Source organism: Caballeronia catudaia, assembly GCF_001544755.2.
Taxonomy (GTDB): Bacteria; Pseudomonadota; Gammaproteobacteria; order Burkholderiales; family Burkholderiaceae; genus Caballeronia; species Caballeronia catudaia.
Map to the genome: position 1 here is coordinate 101,647 of NZ_FCOF02000001.1, position 17,205 is coordinate 118,851.

At 65.5% G+C, this 17,205-nt stretch carries 18 protein-coding genes; 12 read left to right on the plus strand and 6 right to left on the minus strand.

The window, feature by feature from the left end:
* Positions 1–4: 4 nt before the first annotated feature.
* From gspF to AWB75_RS00475, 10 genes are all read left to right on the plus strand, one after another.
* A complete protein-coding gene (gene gspF / locus AWB75_RS00430) occupies positions 5–1,222 on the plus strand; it encodes a type II secretion system inner membrane protein GspF (RefSeq protein ID WP_061122115.1) in 1,218 nt (405 codons plus the stop codon).
* The gene (locus AWB75_RS00435; RefSeq protein WP_061122116.1) at positions 1,222–1,635 is read left to right on the plus strand and encodes a hypothetical protein; all 414 of its coding nucleotides are present in this window, start codon (positions 1,222–1,224) and stop codon (positions 1,633–1,635) included. Before gspF ends, AWB75_RS00435 begins: the two co-directional genes overlap by 1 nt.
* A 140-nt stretch (positions 1,636–1,775) precedes the next feature.
* A complete protein-coding gene (gspG, locus tag AWB75_RS00440; RefSeq protein ID WP_407642109.1) occupies positions 1,776–2,222 on the plus strand; it encodes a type II secretion system major pseudopilin GspG in 447 nt (148 codons plus the stop codon).
* Positions 2,137–2,715 (plus strand): GspH/FimT family pseudopilin, encoded by a 579-nt coding sequence (locus tag AWB75_RS00445; protein WP_268807793.1) that lies wholly within the window; start codon positions 2,137–2,139, stop codon positions 2,713–2,715. The genes gspG and AWB75_RS00445 overlap by 86 nt, the downstream gene beginning before the upstream one ends.
* Positions 2,712–3,104 carry a type II secretion system minor pseudopilin GspI gene (gspI, locus tag AWB75_RS00450; protein WP_061122119.1) on the plus strand — a complete coding sequence of 131 codons (393 nt, stop codon included), beginning with the start codon at positions 2,712–2,714 and terminating at the stop codon, positions 3,102–3,104. The genes AWB75_RS00445 and gspI overlap by 4 nt, the downstream gene beginning before the upstream one ends.
* Positions 3,082–3,765, plus strand: coding sequence for a PulJ/GspJ family protein (locus AWB75_RS00455; protein WP_087086432.1), 684 nt, complete (start codon positions 3,082–3,084; stop codon positions 3,763–3,765). The genes gspI and AWB75_RS00455 overlap by 23 nt, the downstream gene beginning before the upstream one ends.
* A 2-nt stretch (positions 3,766–3,767) precedes the next feature.
* A complete protein-coding gene (gspK, locus tag AWB75_RS00460) occupies positions 3,768–4,895 on the plus strand; it encodes a type II secretion system minor pseudopilin GspK (RefSeq protein WP_061122121.1) in 1,128 nt (375 codons plus the stop codon).
* Positions 4,896–4,931: 36 nt separating this feature from the next.
* Complete coding sequence (gspL, locus tag AWB75_RS00465; RefSeq protein ID WP_061122122.1) at positions 4,932–6,278, plus strand: type II secretion system protein GspL; 1,347 nt, start codon at positions 4,932–4,934, stop codon at positions 6,276–6,278.
* On the plus strand, positions 6,275–6,778 hold the full coding sequence (gene gspM, locus AWB75_RS00470) for a type II secretion system protein GspM (RefSeq protein WP_061122421.1): 504 nt from the start codon (positions 6,275–6,277) through the stop codon (positions 6,776–6,778). The genes gspL and gspM overlap by 4 nt, the downstream gene beginning before the upstream one ends.
* A complete protein-coding gene (locus tag AWB75_RS00475; RefSeq protein WP_061122123.1) occupies positions 6,775–7,554 on the plus strand; it encodes a type II secretion system protein N in 780 nt (259 codons plus the stop codon). Before gspM ends, AWB75_RS00475 begins: the two co-directional genes overlap by 4 nt.
* Here AWB75_RS00475 and AWB75_RS00480 read toward each other — a convergent pair.
* A complete protein-coding gene (locus AWB75_RS00480; RefSeq protein ID WP_061122124.1) occupies positions 7,551–9,080 on the minus strand; it encodes an efflux transporter outer membrane subunit in 1,530 nt (509 codons plus the stop codon). The genes AWB75_RS00475 and AWB75_RS00480 overlap by 4 nt on opposite strands.
* Positions 9,081–9,255: 175 nt before the next feature.
* Complete coding sequence (locus AWB75_RS00485) at positions 9,256–9,528, minus strand: hypothetical protein (protein WP_061122125.1); 273 nt, start codon at positions 9,526–9,528, stop codon at positions 9,256–9,258.
* A 209-nt stretch (positions 9,529–9,737) separates the two neighbouring features.
* Here AWB75_RS00485 and AWB75_RS00490 point away from each other — a divergent pair, with 209 nt between their 5' ends.
* Positions 9,738–10,235 carry a MarR family winged helix-turn-helix transcriptional regulator gene (locus tag AWB75_RS00490; protein WP_061122126.1) on the plus strand — a complete coding sequence of 166 codons (498 nt, stop codon included), beginning with the start codon at positions 9,738–9,740 and terminating at the stop codon, positions 10,233–10,235.
* 109 nt (positions 10,236–10,344) lie between these two features.
* Positions 10,345–11,913: a DHA2 family efflux MFS transporter permease subunit gene (locus AWB75_RS00495; protein ID WP_061122127.1), complete on the plus strand. Its 1,569-nt coding sequence runs from the start codon at positions 10,345–10,347 to the stop codon at positions 11,911–11,913.
* Positions 11,914–11,920: 7 nt separating this feature from the next.
* Here the strand turns inward: AWB75_RS00495 and AWB75_RS00500 are convergent, their stop codons facing one another.
* The 4 genes from AWB75_RS00500 to hslU form a co-directional block, all read right to left on the minus strand.
* The gene (locus AWB75_RS00500) at positions 11,921–12,457 is read right to left on the minus strand and encodes a hypothetical protein (protein WP_061122128.1); all 537 of its coding nucleotides are present in this window, start codon (positions 12,455–12,457) and stop codon (positions 11,921–11,923) included.
* Between the two features lie 134 nt (positions 12,458–12,591).
* Entirely contained in the window at positions 12,592–14,211 is a 1,620-nt protein-coding gene (gene gshA / locus AWB75_RS00505; RefSeq protein ID WP_061122129.1) for a glutamate--cysteine ligase, read from the minus strand.
* 217 nt (positions 14,212–14,428) lie between these two features.
* Positions 14,429–15,511, minus strand: a complete 1,083-nt coding sequence (ada, locus tag AWB75_RS00510) for a bifunctional DNA-binding transcriptional regulator/O6-methylguanine-DNA methyltransferase Ada (RefSeq protein WP_061122130.1) — start codon at positions 15,509–15,511, stop codon at positions 14,429–14,431.
* Between the two features lie 349 nt (positions 15,512–15,860).
* Complete coding sequence (hslU, locus tag AWB75_RS00515) at positions 15,861–17,201, minus strand: ATP-dependent protease ATPase subunit HslU (RefSeq protein ID WP_061122131.1); 1,341 nt, start codon at positions 17,199–17,201, stop codon at positions 15,861–15,863.
* Positions 17,202–17,205 lie beyond the last annotated feature (4 nt).

Consider the following 17,205-nt stretch of genomic DNA (forward strand, 5'->3'; position numbering starts at 1 on the left):
ACGTATGCCGGCTTTCCGTTTCGAAGCGATCGACCACGCAGGCAAGACGCAAAAAGGCGTGCTCGACGCCGACAGCGCCCGCGCCGCGCGCAGCCAGTTGCGCACGCAAGGGCTGACGCCGCTCGTCGTCGAGGCGGCGGGCACGCGCACACGCGGAGAGCGCAATCAGCGGCTTTCGCTCGGGCGGCGTCTGTCGCAGCGCGAACAGGCGATCCTCACGCGCCAGCTTGCGAGCCTTTTGATCGCGGGCCTGCCCCTCGGCGAGACGCTTTCGGTGCTGACCGAGCAGTCGGAGCGCGACTACATCCGCGAGCTGATGGCCGCGATCCGCGCTGAAGTGCTCGGCGGCCACTCGTTCGCCAACGCGCTCGCGCAGCACCCGAAAGATTTCCCTGAGATTTATCGCGCGCTCGTCGCGGCGGGCGAACACACCGGCAAGCTCGGTCTCGTGCTCTCGCGTCTGGCGGATTACATCGAGCAGCGTAACGCGCTGAAGCAGAAGATCATTCTGGCGTTCACGTATCCGGGCATCGTCACGATCATCGCGTTCGGCATCGTCACGTTCCTGTTGAGCTATGTCGTGCCGCAGGTCGTCAACGTGTTCGCGAGCACGAAACAGCAGCTGCCGTTCCTCACCGTGATGATGATGGCGCTCTCCGCCTTCGTCCGGAGTTACTGGTGGGCGGTGCTGATCGGCGTCGCGCTGTTTGCCTGGATCGTGAAGGGCATTCTCGCGCGGCCCGGCCCGCGCATGTCCTTCGACCGCTGGCTGCTTACCGCGCCGCTCGTCGGCAAGCTGGTGCGCGGCTATAACACCGTGCGCTTCGCCAGCACGCTCGCCATTCTGACCGCCGCAGGCGTGCCGATCCTGCGCGCGTTGCAGGCGGCGGGCGAAACGCTGTCGAACACGGCGATGCGCAATAACGTCGACGACGCCATCGTGCGCGTGCGCGAAGGCTCCTCGCTGTCGCGCGCGCTCGGCAACACGCGCACGTTCCCGCCGGTGCTGGTTCACCTGATCCGCTCGGGCGAAGCGACCGGCGACGTCACCACGATGCTCGACCGCGCCTCCGAAGGCGAAGCGCGCGAACTCGAACGGCGCACGATGTTCCTCACGAGCCTGCTGGAGCCGCTGCTGATTCTCGCGATGGGCGGCGTCGTGCTGGTGATCGTGCTCGCGGTGATGCTGCCGATCATCGAACTGAATAATCTGGTGCAGTGATGAACGTCCTTCAAACTCGCTTGCTGACGCTGGCCGCGCTCGCGCTTTTCTGCGTGACGATCACTTACTGGGTCGTCACGCTGACCTCGCGCGAGACCGCGCCGCTGCCCGCCGCGGCCGCCACGCGCGCGCCGTCGGTCGAGCAGGCCGCGACCATTTTCGGCGGACGGCTGGAACGGCAGGCCAATTCGGATGTGCATCTGTTCGGCATTCTCGCGCTGACGGGCGGCGCGGCGGCCATCGTGAGCTACGGCGGCGAGCCGGCCAAGGCCGTGTCGCTGGGCGGCCCGCTCACGCAAGGCGTGAAGCTCTCGGAAGTGCGCGCGCGCTCGATCATCATCGATCGCAACGGCGTGAAATCCGAGGTCTTCCTGCCGCAGAATCCTCCGGGGCCGACCGTCTGGGTGCGCTGAGCGCGACGCGATGCCTCGCTTGCGCGCGCGTTGCGCGGCGAACCGGCATCGCTAGAATGAGCGGCGGTTTTTTTCGATCACCACGGGCACGAGGCCCGGAAACGTACTTTCAATTCAAGAGGTAAGCAGTCATGCAACTGATGCAACGCCGCATCGAAATCAACAAGGCACGCCGCCAGCGCGGCTTCACGCTGATCGAAATCATGGTCGTGATCGCGATTCTCGGCATTCTCGCCGCGCTGATCGTGCCGAAGATCATGAGCCGCCCGGACGAGGCGCGCCGCGTCGCCGCGAAGCAGGACATCGGCACCATCATGCAGGCGATGAAGCTGTATCGCCTCGATAACGGCCGCTATCCGACGCAGGAGCAAGGCCTGCGCGCGCTGGTCGAAAAGCCGTCGACCGAGCCGATTCCGAACAACTGGAAAGAAGGCGGTTATCTCGAGCGCCTGCCGGCCGATCCGTGGGGCGGCCAGTATCAATATCTGAATCCGGGCGTGCATGGCGAAATCGACGTGTTCAGCTACGGCGCGGATAACAAGGCGGGCGGCGAAGGCAACGACGCCGACGTCGGCTCCTGGCAGTAAGCCTTCGGTCATAGATATCGTGAACGGGCATTCGTCGGCGCGTCGTCAGGCAGGTTTCACGCTGCTCGAAATGCTCGTCGTGCTGGTGATCGCGGGCCTGCTCGTGTCGCTCGCGTCGCTGCAACTCACGCGCAACCCGCGCACCGATCTCAACGAGGAGGCGCAGCGTCTGGCGCTGCTGTTCGAATCGGCGGGCGACGAAGCGCAGGTGCGCGCGAGACCCATCGCGTGGCAGCCGCTCGACGGCGGTTTTCGCTTCGATATCCGTACCGAGGACGGCTGGCGCCCGCTGCGTGACGACTTGCTGCGCGCGCGCCGCTGGGAAGGCGGCGTGACCGGCGTGACGATCCAGTTTCTCGATTCCGACAAATCGGTGAGCCGGCTCGTGTTCGGCACCGAGGCCATCGACACGCCGATGGAAATCACGCTGTTCTCGGCCGCGGGCCGCGCGACGATCGTCAGCAGCGGCAACGGCCGCTTCCAGGTGCGATGATGCGCGCGCGCCGTTCACATCAACGCGGTTTCACGATGATCGAAGTGCTCGTCGCGCTGGCGATCATCGGCGTGGCGCTCGCGGCGTCGATCCGCGCGGTCGGCTCGCTCGCGACAGGCGAAGCGGATCTGCATCGGCGGCTGCTCGCGGGCTGGAGCGCGGACAACGAACTCGCGCAATTGCGGCTCTCGCGACAGTTTCCGCAGATCGGCTCGCGCACGTTCGACTGCTCGCAAGGCAATCTCAAGCTCATGTGCACGCAGCGCGTGAGCCAGACGCCGAACCCGATTTTCCGGCGCGTCGAGATGCTCGTCACGACGCCGGGCCGTTCGGGTTATCTGGCGCAAATGGTCACGGTGGTGGCGAATGAAACGAACCGCTCGCTCTGACCGGAACCGGAAGCATCGAACGCAGCGCGGTTTCACGCTGCTCGAAATGCTGATCGCGATCGCGATTCTCGCGGTGATCGCGGTGCTGTCGTGGCGCGGTCTCGATTCGGTGATTCGCGCGCGCAGCACGATCGAGAATTCGATGGAAGACGAGCGCATCGTCGCGCAGTTGTTCGACCAGATGCGCATTGACGCGCGCCAGGCCGCAACCGACGACGAAGCCGGCCAGCCCGCCGTGCAGATCGGCAACGGCTCGCTGCAGATCGTGCGCGGCGTGTTCGCGTCCAACACGGCGCCGCGTTTGCAGGTGGTGCGCTATCGGCTTTCGAACGGGCGGATCGTGCGCTCCGCGTCGCCGCCGCTGCAAAACGTCGGTGAAGTGCGGCGCGCGTTGTCGTCGGGCGAACCGGCGGAGGGCTGGAGCACGATTGCGCTGATGGGCGGCGTCGCCTCGCTTGCGACGCGCGTCTACATCCCGGAACAAGGCTGGACGACGAGAATGGCCGACGTCCTCTCGCAGATCAAGCAGAACGACAACAACCTGAAGGTGCCGCAACTCGGCAATGCGCCGCTGGCGCGCGCGGTGTCGGGCATTCAGGTCGCGGTCGGCGCGGGCAATCTGCAAGTGCCGCTCACGCGCGTTTTTCTGGTCGGAGAGTGACGATGCGAACGCTCAGCCGAAAGCGGAAGGAACGCGGCGTCGCGATCATCAGCGCGCTTCTGGTCGTGTCGCTTGCGGCGATTCTCGTGTCGGGCATGTTGTGGCGGCAGCAGGTGCAGATTCGCCGCATCGAGAATCAGCGGCTGCTCGCGCAGGCGCAGTGGATTTCGCGCAGCGCGCTCGACTGGACGCGTCTCATCCTGCGCTCGGAAGCCGACACCTCGCCGACGGTCACCTATCTCGGCGGCGTGTGGGGCGTGCCGATCGCGCGGACCAAGCTGTCGGATTTTCTCGGGCAGATCGGCGAAGTGCGCGCGCAGCAGGGCGCATCGACGTATCTGTCCGGCTCGATCGAAGACGCGCAGGCGAAGTTCAACCTGCGCAATCTCGTATCGACGCCGACGCCCGGCGTGCTGACCATCAACGTCGGGCAGATTCAGGCGTTCCAGCGGCTGCTCGCGATGCTCGGCGTCAACGGCTCGCTCGCGAAGACGGTGGCGCTGCAGATGCGCGCGGGCCTCGCGCGCTCCGCGACGCGCTTCCAGATGCAGACCGGCACCGGCGGCACCACGAGCGCGACCGGCGCGGCCGGACAGCAGAGCACCGAAGCGACGATCGCGGCGCTCGCGCAGGGCGGCGCGGCGGGCGGCGGAAACTTCACGGACGATCCCGGCATGAAGGACACCGACAGCAACGCGCCCGTCGCGCCGTTGCAGATGATCAGCGTCGATTCGCTGCTCGACGTGCCGGGCTTTTCGGCGGAAGCGGTCGCAAAGCTCCGGCCGTTCGTCACCGTGCTGCCGACTTCGACCGCCGTGAACATGAACACCGCGCCCGCCGAAGTGATCGCGGCCGTGGTGGCGGGCATGAATCTGTCGCAGGCGCAGGCGTTCGTCGCGCGCCGCGAGACGGTGTTTTTTCACGACATCGGCAACGTGCAACTCGCGCTGACCGGCGCGGGCGTCAAGACGGTGTCGATGGACCCGAACGACATGGACGTCACGACGCGGTATTTCGTGATCCGCGGACGCGTCGAGCACGAACGCGCGCAACTGGAGCGCACGACGCTCGTGTATCGCGATCCGACGACGCATACGACGCGCATCGTCTACACGCGCGATAGCCTGTAGAGACGTGCCGCTGTCATTGATGAGAGGAAGTGGCCTTTGAGCACACTGATCGTTTTACTGCCGCCGCGCGATCCCGCGGTGCGCTCGGAAGAGTGGCATCTGCCGGATCTGCCTTTCCTGCTGCTCGACAAGCGCGGCGAGCCGCAACGCGCCGGCCGCGCGGCGCTCGGCCTGCTGCCGCGCGCGACCTCGACGGTGCTGATCGTCGCCGCGCGCGACACGCTGCTGCTCGCCGCTTCCGTGCCGCCGTTGAAAGGGCCGCGCCTGCGTCAGGCGCTGCCGAACGTCGTCGAAGACCAGTTGATCCAGGACCCGCAGACGTGTCACATCGCCGTCGATCCGGTCGATCTCGCGGATGGCAAGCGCGTGGTCGCGGTGATCGATCGCGGCTGGTTCCGCTTCGTGCTCGGCGCGTTTTCGGGCGCGGGGCATCGCAACGTGAAGGCCGTGCCCGCGATGCGGTGCCTGCCCGTGCCGGTGTGCGCGGCGCCCGTCGAGGAAGGCGAGGAAGAAGAAAAAGCAGTGCCGCCGACGCCGTTCATCGCGGGCCTGTTCGGTCAGGTCGTGTCGACCGCGCCCGCGCTGATGGGCGGGGTGGCTGCGCCCGCGCCTGCCGCGTCGGGCGCGCCGCGCATCGAGATCGCGATTGCGCGCGGCGAACGCGCGGCGCTCGGCGAAGGCCTCGCGCTGCCCGCCGATTCGATCGAGGCGACGCTCTCCGCGCTCGCGGGCGATCGTCCCGTGACGCTGTATTCGCTCGTCGATCTGCCCGGCGATGAGCCGCGTCTTTCCGGCTCGCGCAACGCTGCGGCCGTGCTCGCGGGCGCACAGCCGATCGCCTTCGAAGCGCTCGCGCGCAACGCGGTCGCGAGCCGCTTCGATCTGTGCCAGTTCGAATTCGCCGCGCAGCCGTGGCGCCTCGACCGCGCCACGGTGCGCCGCCTGCGCGTGCCGATCGCGCTCGTGGCGGCGTCGGTCATCGTGTCGATCATCGGCATCAACGTGCAATGGCTCCAACTCGCGCGCCAGCGAGACGCCATCGGCGCGCAGATGACCGAGCTGCTGCTCAACGCGTTTCCGAAGACGACCGTCGTGCTCGATGCGCCCGATCAGATGTCGCGCAACCTCGATCGCCTGCGCGTGGCGTCGGGCCAGTTGTCGCCGTCGGATTTCCTGTCGCTCGCGGACGGGCTCGCACGCTCGCTCGGTCCCGTGCCGGTGAACGGCGTCGCGGGGCTCGACTATCGCGACCGGCATCTGGAAGTGACCTTCAAGCCCGAAACGAAGGTCGATCCCGATCTCTCGAAGCGTCTCGCGGCCAATGGCCTGAACGGTTCGATCGATAGCAACACAGGCAAATGGACGATCAGGAGCGCCCAATGAAAGCGGAAATCGGACGTTCACTGTCGGAATTCTGGGAAGTGCGCACGCCGCGCGAGAAGACGCTTTTGATGTGGGGCGGCATCGTGCTCGGCATTACGCTCGTGTATCTCGTGCTGTGGGCGCCCGCATACGAAGGCCGCGCGCGGCTGCGCCAGACCTTGCCGGCGATGCAGCGCCAGCTCGCGACGATGAACGCGCAGGCCAACGAAGCGCGCTCGCTCGAGCCCGCCGCCGAGGGCGTGATGCCGACCGGCGGCGCGCTGCGCGACGCGCTCGCAAAGTCGCTCGCCGACAACGGCATGCAGCCGACGCAGATCCAGGTGATCGGCGCGGCGGTGCAGATCCAGTTGAAGAACGCGTCGTTCCCGAACTGGACGATGTGGCTCGACGACGCGCGCAAGCAGTTCAAGGTGCAGGTGTCGGAGGCGCGCGTCACGGCGCTCAAGCAGGACGGTCAGGTGGACCTGACCGCATCGCTGCAACCGGCCGGCACGAAATGAGTTACTGGACGCGACGCATCCGGCTCGCATTGCCGGCGATCTTCGTGATGGTGATATCGGTGGCGGGGACGCTGCTCGTGATGATGCCGGCCGCGTGGATCGTGCCGCAGTTTTCGAAGGCGACCGGCGGGCACGTGAATCTCGTCGATCCTTCAGGATCGCTCTGGCGCGGCTCGGCCACGCTGATGCTCGCCGCGGGCAGCGACGGCGCAGGCGCGACGCTCTTGCCGGGGCGCATCGAGTGGACGACGTCCTTCCTGCCGCTCTTCACCGGCCGCATCCACATGACGATGCTTCAGACGGAAGCGATGCCCGATGCCGTGATCCTCGACGCCAGCACGCGCGGCGCGACGCTCACGGGCGGACAGATCGCGGTGCCCGCGACGCTGCTGGCGGGCCTGGGCGCGCCGTTCAACACACTCGATTTCGATGGCGCCGTGCGGCTCTCGTGGACCGAGTTCCGTTTGCTCAATCGCAACGCTTACGGACAAGTGGTCGTCACGCTCGACGACATGGCTTCGCGCGTTTCGCGCGTGAAGCCGCTCGGTTCGTATCGCGTCGCGTTGCAGGCGCAGGGCGCATCCGCGACGATCAATCTGTCGACGAGCAAAGGCCCGCTGATGCTTACCGGCAATGGCTCGGTTGCAGCGGGATCGACATCTTTCCAGGGCACCGCGACCGCCGCGCCCGAGCAGCGCGAAAACCTCGCGGGCCTGTTGAACCTGCTCGGCCGTCACACCGACCCGGATACGGTCGCGCTGACCTTCATGCGCTAGCGGCTGGCAGTCTGCGCCGCGCTCGCCGGGAGCGCCGGCGCGGGCGCTTCCACGCTGCCCGTCTCGCGATCCATCTGCGCGGCGTCCCAGCCGCCGCCGAGCGCCTTCACCAGTCCCACCGACGACACCATCCGCTGCCCCGCGATGTTCGCGAGCTTCTGCTGCGCGGTGAATGCCGTGGTCTGCGCGGTCAGCACGCTGAGGAAAGCGACCGTTCCCGCCTTGTACTGATTGTTGATGATCGCGAGCGCCTGCTGCGCGGATTCGACGGCCTGCTGCTGCACGACGATTTCCTTCTCCAGAATGCGCAGCGACGCGAGATTGTCCTCGACGTCCTGAAAGGCGGTGAGCACCGTTTGCCGGTACGTCGCGACGTTCTGATCGTAGGCGGCGCGCGCGGCTTCGGTGCGTGCGGCGCGCAGGCCGCCGTCGAAGATGGTCGCGGCGATGTCCGGGCCGAGCGTCCAGAAGCGCGATGGCGCGCGCAGCAGTTGCGACAGCACCGAGCTTTGGAAGCCGCCTTGCGCGGAGAGCGTGAGCGTCGGGAAATACGCGGCCATTTCGATGCCGATCTGCTCGTTCGCCGCTGCGGCCTTGCGCTCCGCCGACGCGATGTCGGGACGGCGCTCGAGAATCGCCGATGGCATCTGCACCGGCACGGTGGGCGGCGTGGCGTCGAGCGGAATCGGCGGAAGGGAGAACGTGGACGCCGGTTCACCGACGAGCACCGCGATCGCGTGCTCGAACTGCGCGCGCGCGACGCCGTTCTCGATAGCCGACGCCTGCGCCGATTGCAGTTGCGTCTGCGCCTGAATCACGTCCGAGCGCGCGACGATGCCCTGCGCATACTGATTCTGCGTGAGCTTGAGCGATTGCTGGTACGCCGCGACCGTTTCGTCGAGCAGCTTTTGCTGTGCATCGAGCGAGCGCAACTGGAAATACGATTGCGCGAGCGTGGCCTGGGCGGACAGGCGCGCGTTGGCGAGATCGGCGGCGGCGCCTTGCTGGCCCGCCTTCTGCCCGGCGACCGTACGCGAGACGCTGCCCCACAGGTCCGGCTCCCAGCTCGCGTCGAGCGCGATGCTGAACTGGTTGTTGACCGAGCCTTGCTGACCGAGGCTGGAACTGCTCGTCGACCGGTTGCCCGCGCCCGTTCCCGAACGCGATGCCGTTGCCGATCCGCCGATCGTCGGGAAATATGCCGCGCGCGCTTCACCGACTAGCGCGCGCGCCTGCCGGTACGCGGCCGCGAACTGCGCGATGCTCTGGTTCGACTGATTCAACTGCGCTTCGAGATCGTCGAGGCGCGCGTCGTTGTAGATGGTCCACCAGGCGCCGCGGTCGATCTGATCGGCCGGCTGCGCGATCTTCCAACCATCGGGCGCTTCCTTGTAGCTGGCCGGGACCGTCGTCGTGGGGCGCTGATAGTCCGGCCCGACGGCGCAACCGGCGATGAATATCGCAAGCGCGGCGGCGCTCAGGCAGCGCATGGCGGAGGGAAGGGCGAAGGCGGGGCGATACGGCATCTGCTTGTCGGAATTCCTGTCGGCGCCGATCCGTTCGATGCGACGGAAGGCGAAGCCGAGATGGTAACGGAACGCGACGCGCGCCTGTTTCGAGGCCGCGCGTCAGGTAGACGTTAGGGTAACGGGTTCGCCGTAAGGCCGGTGTTACGCGACAGGCCGTATCGGTTACGACGCGTTACGGCGCGCCGTCCGAGCATGGCGCGGAGAGCAACGGCCGCGCGGATGTCTGCTTGGGCGCTGACGCCGAGGCCGGCTTGCGCCGATACCGGTTCTCGAACCATCCCATGCCGAGCACCGCGAATGATCCGCCCGGCAGCAGGAACACGATCACATACAACGCGAGTTTCCACGAACTCAGCTTCGGTGGGACGAAGTGACGGGAAGCGTTGGCAATCGTGCTGCTGATGGGGCCGAAGCGTCGGCGGGCGGTGCGGGCGAAGCGGGTCATGGGTGGGTCCTTCGGGTGTCGCGAACGACGCGGCAGGAGATCAGAACATGGTTGCGGGCGGCGCATCGGGGCGCGTGACTCGTTGCATGAAATAATATTGACTGAGCAACTATTTTTCAAGATACTGCTGATTGCTTTTCTGCAGTTGTTGCCTTTCCGAAACGCGACGCAGTGTCGCAACCGCGCATCATCCGTTTGACCGAAGTCGCATGAACAGCGAACCGCTTTACGATCCCGCCACGATTCAGCTCGAAACGAGCCTCGGCTACTATCTCGCCAAGGCGCGCAACGTGCTCGTCATGCGAACCGATCAGGCGCTCAAGCCGCTCGATCTGACGTCGCAGCAGATCGGCGTGCTTTTGATGCTCGCGTCGGGAAGAGCGCGCACGCCGCTGGAGTTGTCGCGTGAGATGTCCTACGACAGCGGTTCCATGACCCGTATGCTCGACAGGCTCGAAAAGAAGGGCTTCGTGAGCCGTGCGCGTAGCGACGCGGACCGCCGCATCGTCGAGCTCAGCCTGACGGAGCGCGGGCGCGATGCGGCCCGCCGTCTGCCCGCGATCGGCGCCGCGATGCTCAACGAGCAACTGGACGGCTTCAGCCGCGCCGAACTGGATATGCTGATCGCGATGCTCGCGCGCATCATCGGCAACACGCCGATGGCCGATTGCGCGCCATGCGGAGTCGGCGAAGAACCATCTGATTAATCCGTAGAACCGAGTAATTCTTTGCGTCAGTTTCGCTGCCTGAGCAGAGAATGCCCCGACAAGAAAAGCTTGCGCGTGATGCACGCTTCGAGCACCGGAGAACCGAAACATGTCCGCATCCACGACGAGCGCGCCGGCCTCACCGTCGACGCCCGCGCCCGTGCCGCTCAAGGGCGGCATCCTCGCCCTGCTGACGATGGGCCTCGCGCTCGGCACCTTCATGGAGGTGCTCGACACGTCCATCGCGAACGTCGCCGTGCCGACCATCTCCGGCAGCCTCGGCGTCGCGACGAGCGAGGGCACATGGGTGATCTCGTCGTATTCGGTCGCGTCCGCGATCGCGGTGCCACTGACCGGCTGGCTCGCGCGGCGCGTCGGCGAGGTGAAGCTGTTCACGATTTCCGTGCTGCTGTTCTCGATCGCCTCCGCGTTGTGCGGGCTCGCGCACAACTTCGAATCGCTGATCGCGTTCCGCCTGCTGCAAGGTCTCGTCTCCGGCCCGATGGTCCCGCTGTCGCAGACCATTCTCATGCGCAGCTATCCGCCGGAGAAACGCGGACTCGCGCTCGGCCTCTGGGCGATGACCGTGATCGTCGCGCCGATCTTCGGCCCGGTCATGGGCGGATATATCACCGATAACTTCACCTGGCCGTGGATCTTCTACATCAACGTGCCGATCGGCGTGTTTTCGGCGGTGATCGCGTATTTTCTGCTGCGGGGCCACGAAACGAAGACGACGAAGCAGCGCATCGACGGCGTCGGTCTTGCGCTGCTCGTGATCGGCGTCGCGAGCCTGCAGATGATGCTCGACCTCGGCAAGGACCACGACTGGTTCAGCTCGAACCTCATCGTGACGCTGGCGATCGTGTCGGCGGTATCGCTTGCGTTCATGTTCGCGTGGGAGCTGACCGAGAAGGAACCGGTGATCGACCTCTCGCTCTTCCGCGACCGCAATTTCGCGATGGGCGTGCTCATTACGTCGCTCGGCTTTCTCGCGTTCTTCGGCTCGGTCGTGGTGCTGCCGTTGTGGCTGCAAACCGTGCTCGGCTACACGCCGTGGCTCGCGGGCCTCGCCACCGCGCCGGTTGGCATCCTCGCGCTGGTGCTCTCGCCGCTCATCGGGCAGAACATGCATCGGCTGAACCTGCGCGTGGTCGCGAGCTTCGCGTTCCTCACGTTCGCGTTCGTGTCGCACTGGAACTCGACTTTCACGCTCGACACGCCGTTCCACGAGATCATCTATCCGCGTCTGTTCCAGGGCATCGGCGTCGCGTGCTTCTTCGTGCCGATGACGACGATCACGCTCTCCAGCGTCTCCGACGAGCGGCTCGCGGGCGCCGCGGGGTTGTCGAATTTTCTGCGGACCCTGTCAGGCGCGATCGGCACGGCGGTCAGCACGACCTTCTGGGAAAACGGCATGATCCGCCATCACGCGCGGCTCACCGAATCGGTCACGCCGTATTCGGCCGGGACGACGGCTTACTCGGATCTGCTTTCGGGGCTCGGTTTGTCAGGACAGGCGCTGACAGCGCAGCTTGATCGCGTCGTGTCGGCGCAGGCGTACATGATGTCGACCAACGACTTCTTCCGCATCTCCTTCTATGCGTTTCTGGTGCTGGCCGTGATGGTCTGGCTGACGCGGCCGAAGAAGGGCGCGTCAGCCTCGATGGGACATTGAAGCCGCGCTACTGCGGCGTGAGCGGCGTCGCCGATTGACCCGGCTGGCTTTCCAGATTGAGCGGCGCGGGTTGATCGAGCGGGCTGACCTGCACGCCGTCCGGCGCTGGCGCGGCTTGCGGCGTCGCCGTTTTGCGAAGACCCGGACCGTTGCGCACGAACTGCTTGAAGTCCGCGCCCGCCTGCCACGGATTCGGCTCGCAGCCGAGCGGGTTGTCGCAGTGCGCCGCGAAGCCGACGGTCGCGGTGCCTTCGTTGGTCGGCGTCTTCGTGATCTGATAAGCAAGCGCGCGCTTGCCGCTCGACGGCCCCGCCGTCTGAATGATCGAATCCGTGATGGTCTGGAGCTTGTACTCCGAGTGGTTCGTCACCCACACCTGGGCGCGCGCCCACCATGCGTCGCATTCCGCCTTGCTCATGCAGGTGAGCGGCGCGGTGGCCTGCTCCATCACCGTGCTGCTGACCTGGTCCTGCGCCGCGCAGCCAGCCAGCAGTACGAGCGACGCGGCCCCCAGCGCGGCCGCGCCGAAGAACTTCTTTTCCATTGCACCCCCGATCGTCGAAAAAACTCGGCGACATTTTGACCTGTATGGCCGGGCGATGTTGCCGTGCGTTTCCCTCTGTTGCACAACCGGAAAACCTTACCGCGCGCGATGAGGGCGGCAAGGAAAAATCTGCTTCAGGCGTTCGCGGCGTTGAGCTTGAACGTCTGATACGCGGCAACGAACGCATCGAACGTTTCGGTGTCGCTGCTTTCGACCACGGTCTGCTCGACGATGGATTTTGCCGCGAGCTCGTCCATCGCGCGTTCTTCGTCGACGGAAAGCGGACGTGCGCGGAAATTTTCCGCATGGCGTGTGCTGAGCTCGAGCGCGAACTCATCGAAAGACTGATGCTTGTCGCGCATGAGTTGCAGCACGCGGGCCGACGGCGTGAGCGACGCATCCGCGATGCGCGGACGCAGCGCCGCGAGCGTGCGCGTGTGGTCGTCGTTGCCGTTGAGCGCATCGAGCGTCTTCGCGACGGGCGCGATCGCATCGAAGAGTTCTTCGGCCCATTGCCGCATCGGCACGCTCATGCCGTCGCGTTGCAGCGCGAGACCCGGCTTGCGGCCTTCCTTCGCCACCGCGCTGAAATTGCCGTTCGCCTCGATGCTCGCGTCGCGCGGCAACAGCGGGCTGTCTTCGAGCGCGCAATACAGCAGATAGGCATCGAGAAAGCGCGCGGTTTCGAGCGAGATACCCGTCGGCTCGAACGGATCGATGTCGAGGCAGCGTACTTCGATGTACTGCACGCCGCGCTCGGCCAGCGCGTGCAGCGGACGTTCGCCCGACTGCGTGATGCGCTTCGGGCGGATCGTCGAGTAGAACTCGTTTTCGATCTGCAGGACGTTGGTGTTGATCTGCACCCATTCGCCGTCGCGCTTCGTGCCGATCGCTTCGTAGGGCGCGTATGGCTGGCTCACTGCTTTGGCGAGGACATCGACATAGGCGTCGAGATTGTCGTAGCTCGGCAGCAGATCCGCCTGCGCCGGATTGTTCGTGTAGCCGAGATCGCTCATGCGCAGGCTGGTTGCGTGCGGCAGGTAGAACGTGTCGGCATCGAACGTTTCCAGATGATGCGACTTGCCTTCGACAAAGCGCTTGTTCAGCGCCGGCGATGCGCCAAACAGATACATCAGCAGCCAGCTCGTGCGGCGGAAATTGCGGACCAGCGCGAAGTAACGTTCGGACTGGAAATCTTGCGCGGACAGCGTGCTCGTCTTGTCGAGCGCCTGCCACGCGCGCCATACCGCTTCGTTCAGCGAATAGTTGTAGTGGATGCCCGCGATGCACTGCATCGTGCGGCCATAACGCAGTGCAAGCCCGCGCCGGTACACCGTCTTCAGCGTGCCGATGTTCGATGTGCCGTAATAACCCAACGGGATCTCGTCCTCGGGCGGCAGCGAATTGGGCATCGAGTTGTTCCACAGCAACTCGTCGCCCATGTGCGCGTAGGCGAAGCGATGCAGCGTGTCGAGCGATTCGAGCGTGAGCGCTACATCCGGTTCGGCGGGCGTGATGAGTTCGACGAGCGCCTCGGAGTAATCGGTCGTGATGAGCGGATGCGTGAGCGCCGATCCGAACGCGCGCGGATGCGGCGTCATCGCGAGCGTGCCTCGCGGCGTCACGCGCAAGCTTTCTTTTTCGATGCCGCGCAAGCCTTGGCGCAACGCGTCGGCGTGCGGGCCGGACGCGAGCGCGGCAAGCCTGCGCTCGAAAGCGCCGGCCTTGGGGTGAGCGGGATTCTTGTTTGACATTGAAGCGTTCTGCGAGGAGCGCGAGCGGTGTGCGCGCGGCCGTATTTTAGGGTAGCGGGCACTTTAACATTTCGGTGTCAGGCGCGCTTGAGCCCAGAATCCGCAAGGCTTTGCCGGTTTTTCGGAAGGTCTGTACGGAGCCGGTGTGAACGGCCCGCGAGGTGTTGAAAGCGCCCGCGCGTCAGGGCGACGGCGAGCGCATCGGGCCTTGCGCGATTTACGCGACCTTGTCGGATTCGCGATGCGCGCGCTCGGTTTCGAGCAAGACTTCCTTGCGCGGCGCGCCCCAGCGATAGCCTGCGATCGCGCCGTCCTTGCCGATCACGCGATGACACGGAATCGCGAGCGCCACCGGATTCGATGCACACGCATTCGCGACCGCCCGCACCGCGCGCGGCGAGCCGAGCGCTTCGGCGATCTCCGTGTAACTGCGCGTCTGACCATAAGGGATGCGCCGCAATGCGTCCCACACGCGCCGCTGAAACGCGGTCGCGCCGATGTCGAGCGGCAAGTCGACGCGCTCGCGCGTGCCTTGCAGATACGCGCGAACCTGCGCGATGAACGGCTCCATCTTCGCGGCATCGTCAACGCGCTTCGCTTGCGCAAAATCGGCGGCGAGCTGTTCGACGAGCGCGCTGGCGTCATCGCCGAAAGCGATCTTGCACACGCCCTTGTCCGTCGCCGCGACGAGCACGGCGCCGAGCGGCGTATCCGCGGTGGCGTAGCGCACCGTCAGGCCCGCGCCCTGGCGTCTGTACTCGGACGGCGTCATGCCCAGTTCGGCGGGCACGGCCTCGTACATGCGCGACGGCGAGCCGAAACCCGCGTCGTGCGTCGCGCGCGTGACGTCGCGGCCGCGTTGCAACGCGTCGCGCAACACGCCCGCGCGCTGTGCCGCCTGATACTGCCGCGGCGAAATGCCGACGATGCGCGAGAACAGTCGCTGCAGATGAAACGGGCTCACGTGCACGGCTTCGCTCAGTTGCGCGAGCGTTATGCGTTGCTGCGGATCGGCGTCGAGCACCTTGCATGCGCGCTCGACGATCGCCAGTTCGCGCGGCAGGCTCGTCGGCTGGCAGCGCTTGCACGGACGGTATCCGGCTTGTTCCGCGGCGTCGGTCGTCGGAAAGAACTCGACGTTTTCCCGACGCGGCGCCCGCGACGCGCACGACGGCCTGCAGAACACGCCGGTCGTGCGCACGGCGAAGAAGAAGGCGCCGTCGGCACGCTGGTCGCGTTCGCAGACGGCCTGCCAGCGGGTTTCATCCGAAGCAAAAACGGGGTTCGATACGGTTCTCATGACGACCTCGATGGCTCTTGGGTACGGGACCACTGTAGAGCCGTGCAGATGAGGTTACGCGCCGATTCTTGCGGTGTCATCGGTAGGTCGAATCCGAAAACTGACGCGCAGATACCACAACTCGACGCTATAGGGGTTTTTACTAAAATTTCTATTGCGTCGCATCAAGTGCCTGTGTATAGTTGGAACTGTCTCCTCCATGTCTCCTCCTGATATGGATTCAGCCCGCCCCACAAGGCGGGCTTTTTTTCGTCTGTATTTCGTCTGTATCCAAACCTGTTCCCATTGCGACGGGCGCAAAAAAACCGGGCAGCGCGGCCCGGTTTTTCTGTCTCTGAGGCCGCAGCCGTTACAGCACGTAGCGCGAAAGGTCCTCGTCCTGCGCCACCTCGCCGAGCGCGCGGTCCACATACGCCGCGTCGATCCGCACCGGCTGGCCCGCGTGATTACCCGCCGCGAACGACACTTCCTCAAGCAGCTTCTCGATCACGGTGTACAGGCGCCGCGCGCCGATGTTCTCGGTCTTCTCGTTCACCGAAAACGCGATTTCCGCCAGACGCCGGATGCCTTCCTCCGCGAAATCGAGCTCGACGTCTTCCGTCGCGAGGAGCGCCTTGTACTGCTTGACGAGGCTCGCGTCGGTCGCATTCAGGATCGCTTCGAAATCTTCGACCGACAGCGAATCCAGCTCCACGCGAATCGGGAAGCGCCCTTGCAATTCGGGAATCAGATCGCTCGGCTTCGCGAGATGGAACGCGCCGCTCGCGATGAACAGGATGTGATCGGTCTTGATCATCCCGTACTTCGTGTTGATGGTCGTGCCTTCGACGAGCGGCAGCAGGTCGCGCTGCACGCCCGCGCGCGACACCTCTGCGCCGCCGGTCTCGCTGCGCGACGCGATCTTGTCGATCTCATCGAGGAACACGATGCCGTTCTGCTCGACGTTCTGCACCGCACGGCTCTTGACCTCTTCGTCGTTGAGCATCTTGCCGGCTTCTTCGTCGGTGAGAAGCTTGAGCGCTTCCTTGACCTTCACCTTGCGGCGCGTCTTCTTGCCGCCGCCGATGTTCGCGAACATCGAGCGAATCTGCTCGGTCATGTCTTCCATGCCCGGCGGCCCCATGATGTCCATGCCGGCTTGCGGCATTTCCACGTCGAGCTCGATTTCCTTGTCGTCGAGCGCGCCTTCGCGCAGACGCTTGCGGAAAGTCTGACGCGTCGCGTTGTCGCCTTCCGCGGCGCCTTCGGAAGAAGCGCCAAAACCGACCGGCCGCGCCGTCGGCAGCAGGATATCGAGAATGCGGTCTTCGGCGCGGTCTTCAGCCTTCGTGCGCACTTTCTTCATCTCGGATTCGCGCGTCTGCTTGACGGAAATCTCGATCAGATCGCGCACGATGCTGTCGACGTCGCGGCCCACGTAGCCGACTTCCGTGAACTTGGTCGCTTCAATCTTGATGAACGGCGCATCCGCGAGCTTCGCGAGACGCCGCGCGATCTCTGTCTTGCCGACGCCCGTCGGCCCGATCATCAGAATGTTCTTCGGCGTGATTTCCTGGCGCAGCGGCTCCGCGACCTGCTGACGGCGCCAGCGGTTGCGCAGCGCGACGGCCACGGCCTTCTTCGCGCGGCCCTGGCCGATGATGTGCTTGTCCAGTTCGGAGACGATTTCGGAGGGAGTCATGGTTGTCATCGCT

Excerpts from the sequence above, each read along its gene's own strand:
- AWB75_RS00445 (WP_268807793.1), top strand. The coding sequence starts at position 2,137 with ATGGCGAAATCGACGTGTTCAGCTACGGCGCGGATAACAAGGCGGGCG.
- gspG (WP_407642109.1), top strand. The coding sequence starts at position 1,776 with ATGCAACGCCGCATCGAAATCAACAAGGCACGCCGCCAGCGCGGCTTC.
- AWB75_RS00455 (WP_087086432.1), top strand. The coding sequence starts at position 3,082 with ATGAAACGAACCGCTCGCTCTGACCGGAACCGGAAGCATCGAACGCAG.
- hslU (WP_061122131.1), bottom strand. The coding sequence starts at position 17,201 with ATGACAACCATGACTCCCTCCGAAATCGTCTCCGAACTGGACAAGCAC.
- gspF (WP_061122115.1), top strand. The coding sequence starts at position 5 with ATGCCGGCTTTCCGTTTCGAAGCGATCGACCACGCAGGCAAGACGCAA.
- gshA (WP_061122129.1), bottom strand. The coding sequence starts at position 14,211 with ATGTCAAACAAGAATCCCGCTCACCCCAAGGCCGGCGCTTTCGAGCGC.
- gspK (WP_061122121.1), top strand. The coding sequence starts at position 3,768 with ATGCGAACGCTCAGCCGAAAGCGGAAGGAACGCGGCGTCGCGATCATC.
- AWB75_RS00480 (WP_061122124.1), bottom strand. The coding sequence starts at position 9,080 with ATGCCGTATCGCCCCGCCTTCGCCCTTCCCTCCGCCATGCGCTGCCTG.
- AWB75_RS00435 (WP_061122116.1), top strand. The coding sequence starts at position 1,222 with ATGAACGTCCTTCAAACTCGCTTGCTGACGCTGGCCGCGCTCGCGCTT.
- gspI (WP_061122119.1), top strand. The coding sequence starts at position 2,712 with ATGATGCGCGCGCGCCGTTCACATCAACGCGGTTTCACGATGATCGAA.
- gspM (WP_061122421.1), top strand. The coding sequence starts at position 6,275 with ATGAAAGCGGAAATCGGACGTTCACTGTCGGAATTCTGGGAAGTGCGC.
- AWB75_RS00490 (WP_061122126.1), top strand. The coding sequence starts at position 9,738 with ATGAACAGCGAACCGCTTTACGATCCCGCCACGATTCAGCTCGAAACG.
- AWB75_RS00485 (WP_061122125.1), bottom strand. The coding sequence starts at position 9,528 with ATGACCCGCTTCGCCCGCACCGCCCGCCGACGCTTCGGCCCCATCAGC.
- AWB75_RS00475 (WP_061122123.1), top strand. The coding sequence starts at position 6,775 with ATGAGTTACTGGACGCGACGCATCCGGCTCGCATTGCCGGCGATCTTC.
- AWB75_RS00500 (WP_061122128.1), bottom strand. The coding sequence starts at position 12,457 with ATGGAAAAGAAGTTCTTCGGCGCGGCCGCGCTGGGGGCCGCGTCGCTC.
- AWB75_RS00495 (WP_061122127.1), top strand. The coding sequence starts at position 10,345 with ATGTCCGCATCCACGACGAGCGCGCCGGCCTCACCGTCGACGCCCGCG.
- ada (WP_061122130.1), bottom strand. The coding sequence starts at position 15,511 with ATGAGAACCGTATCGAACCCCGTTTTTGCTTCGGATGAAACCCGCTGG.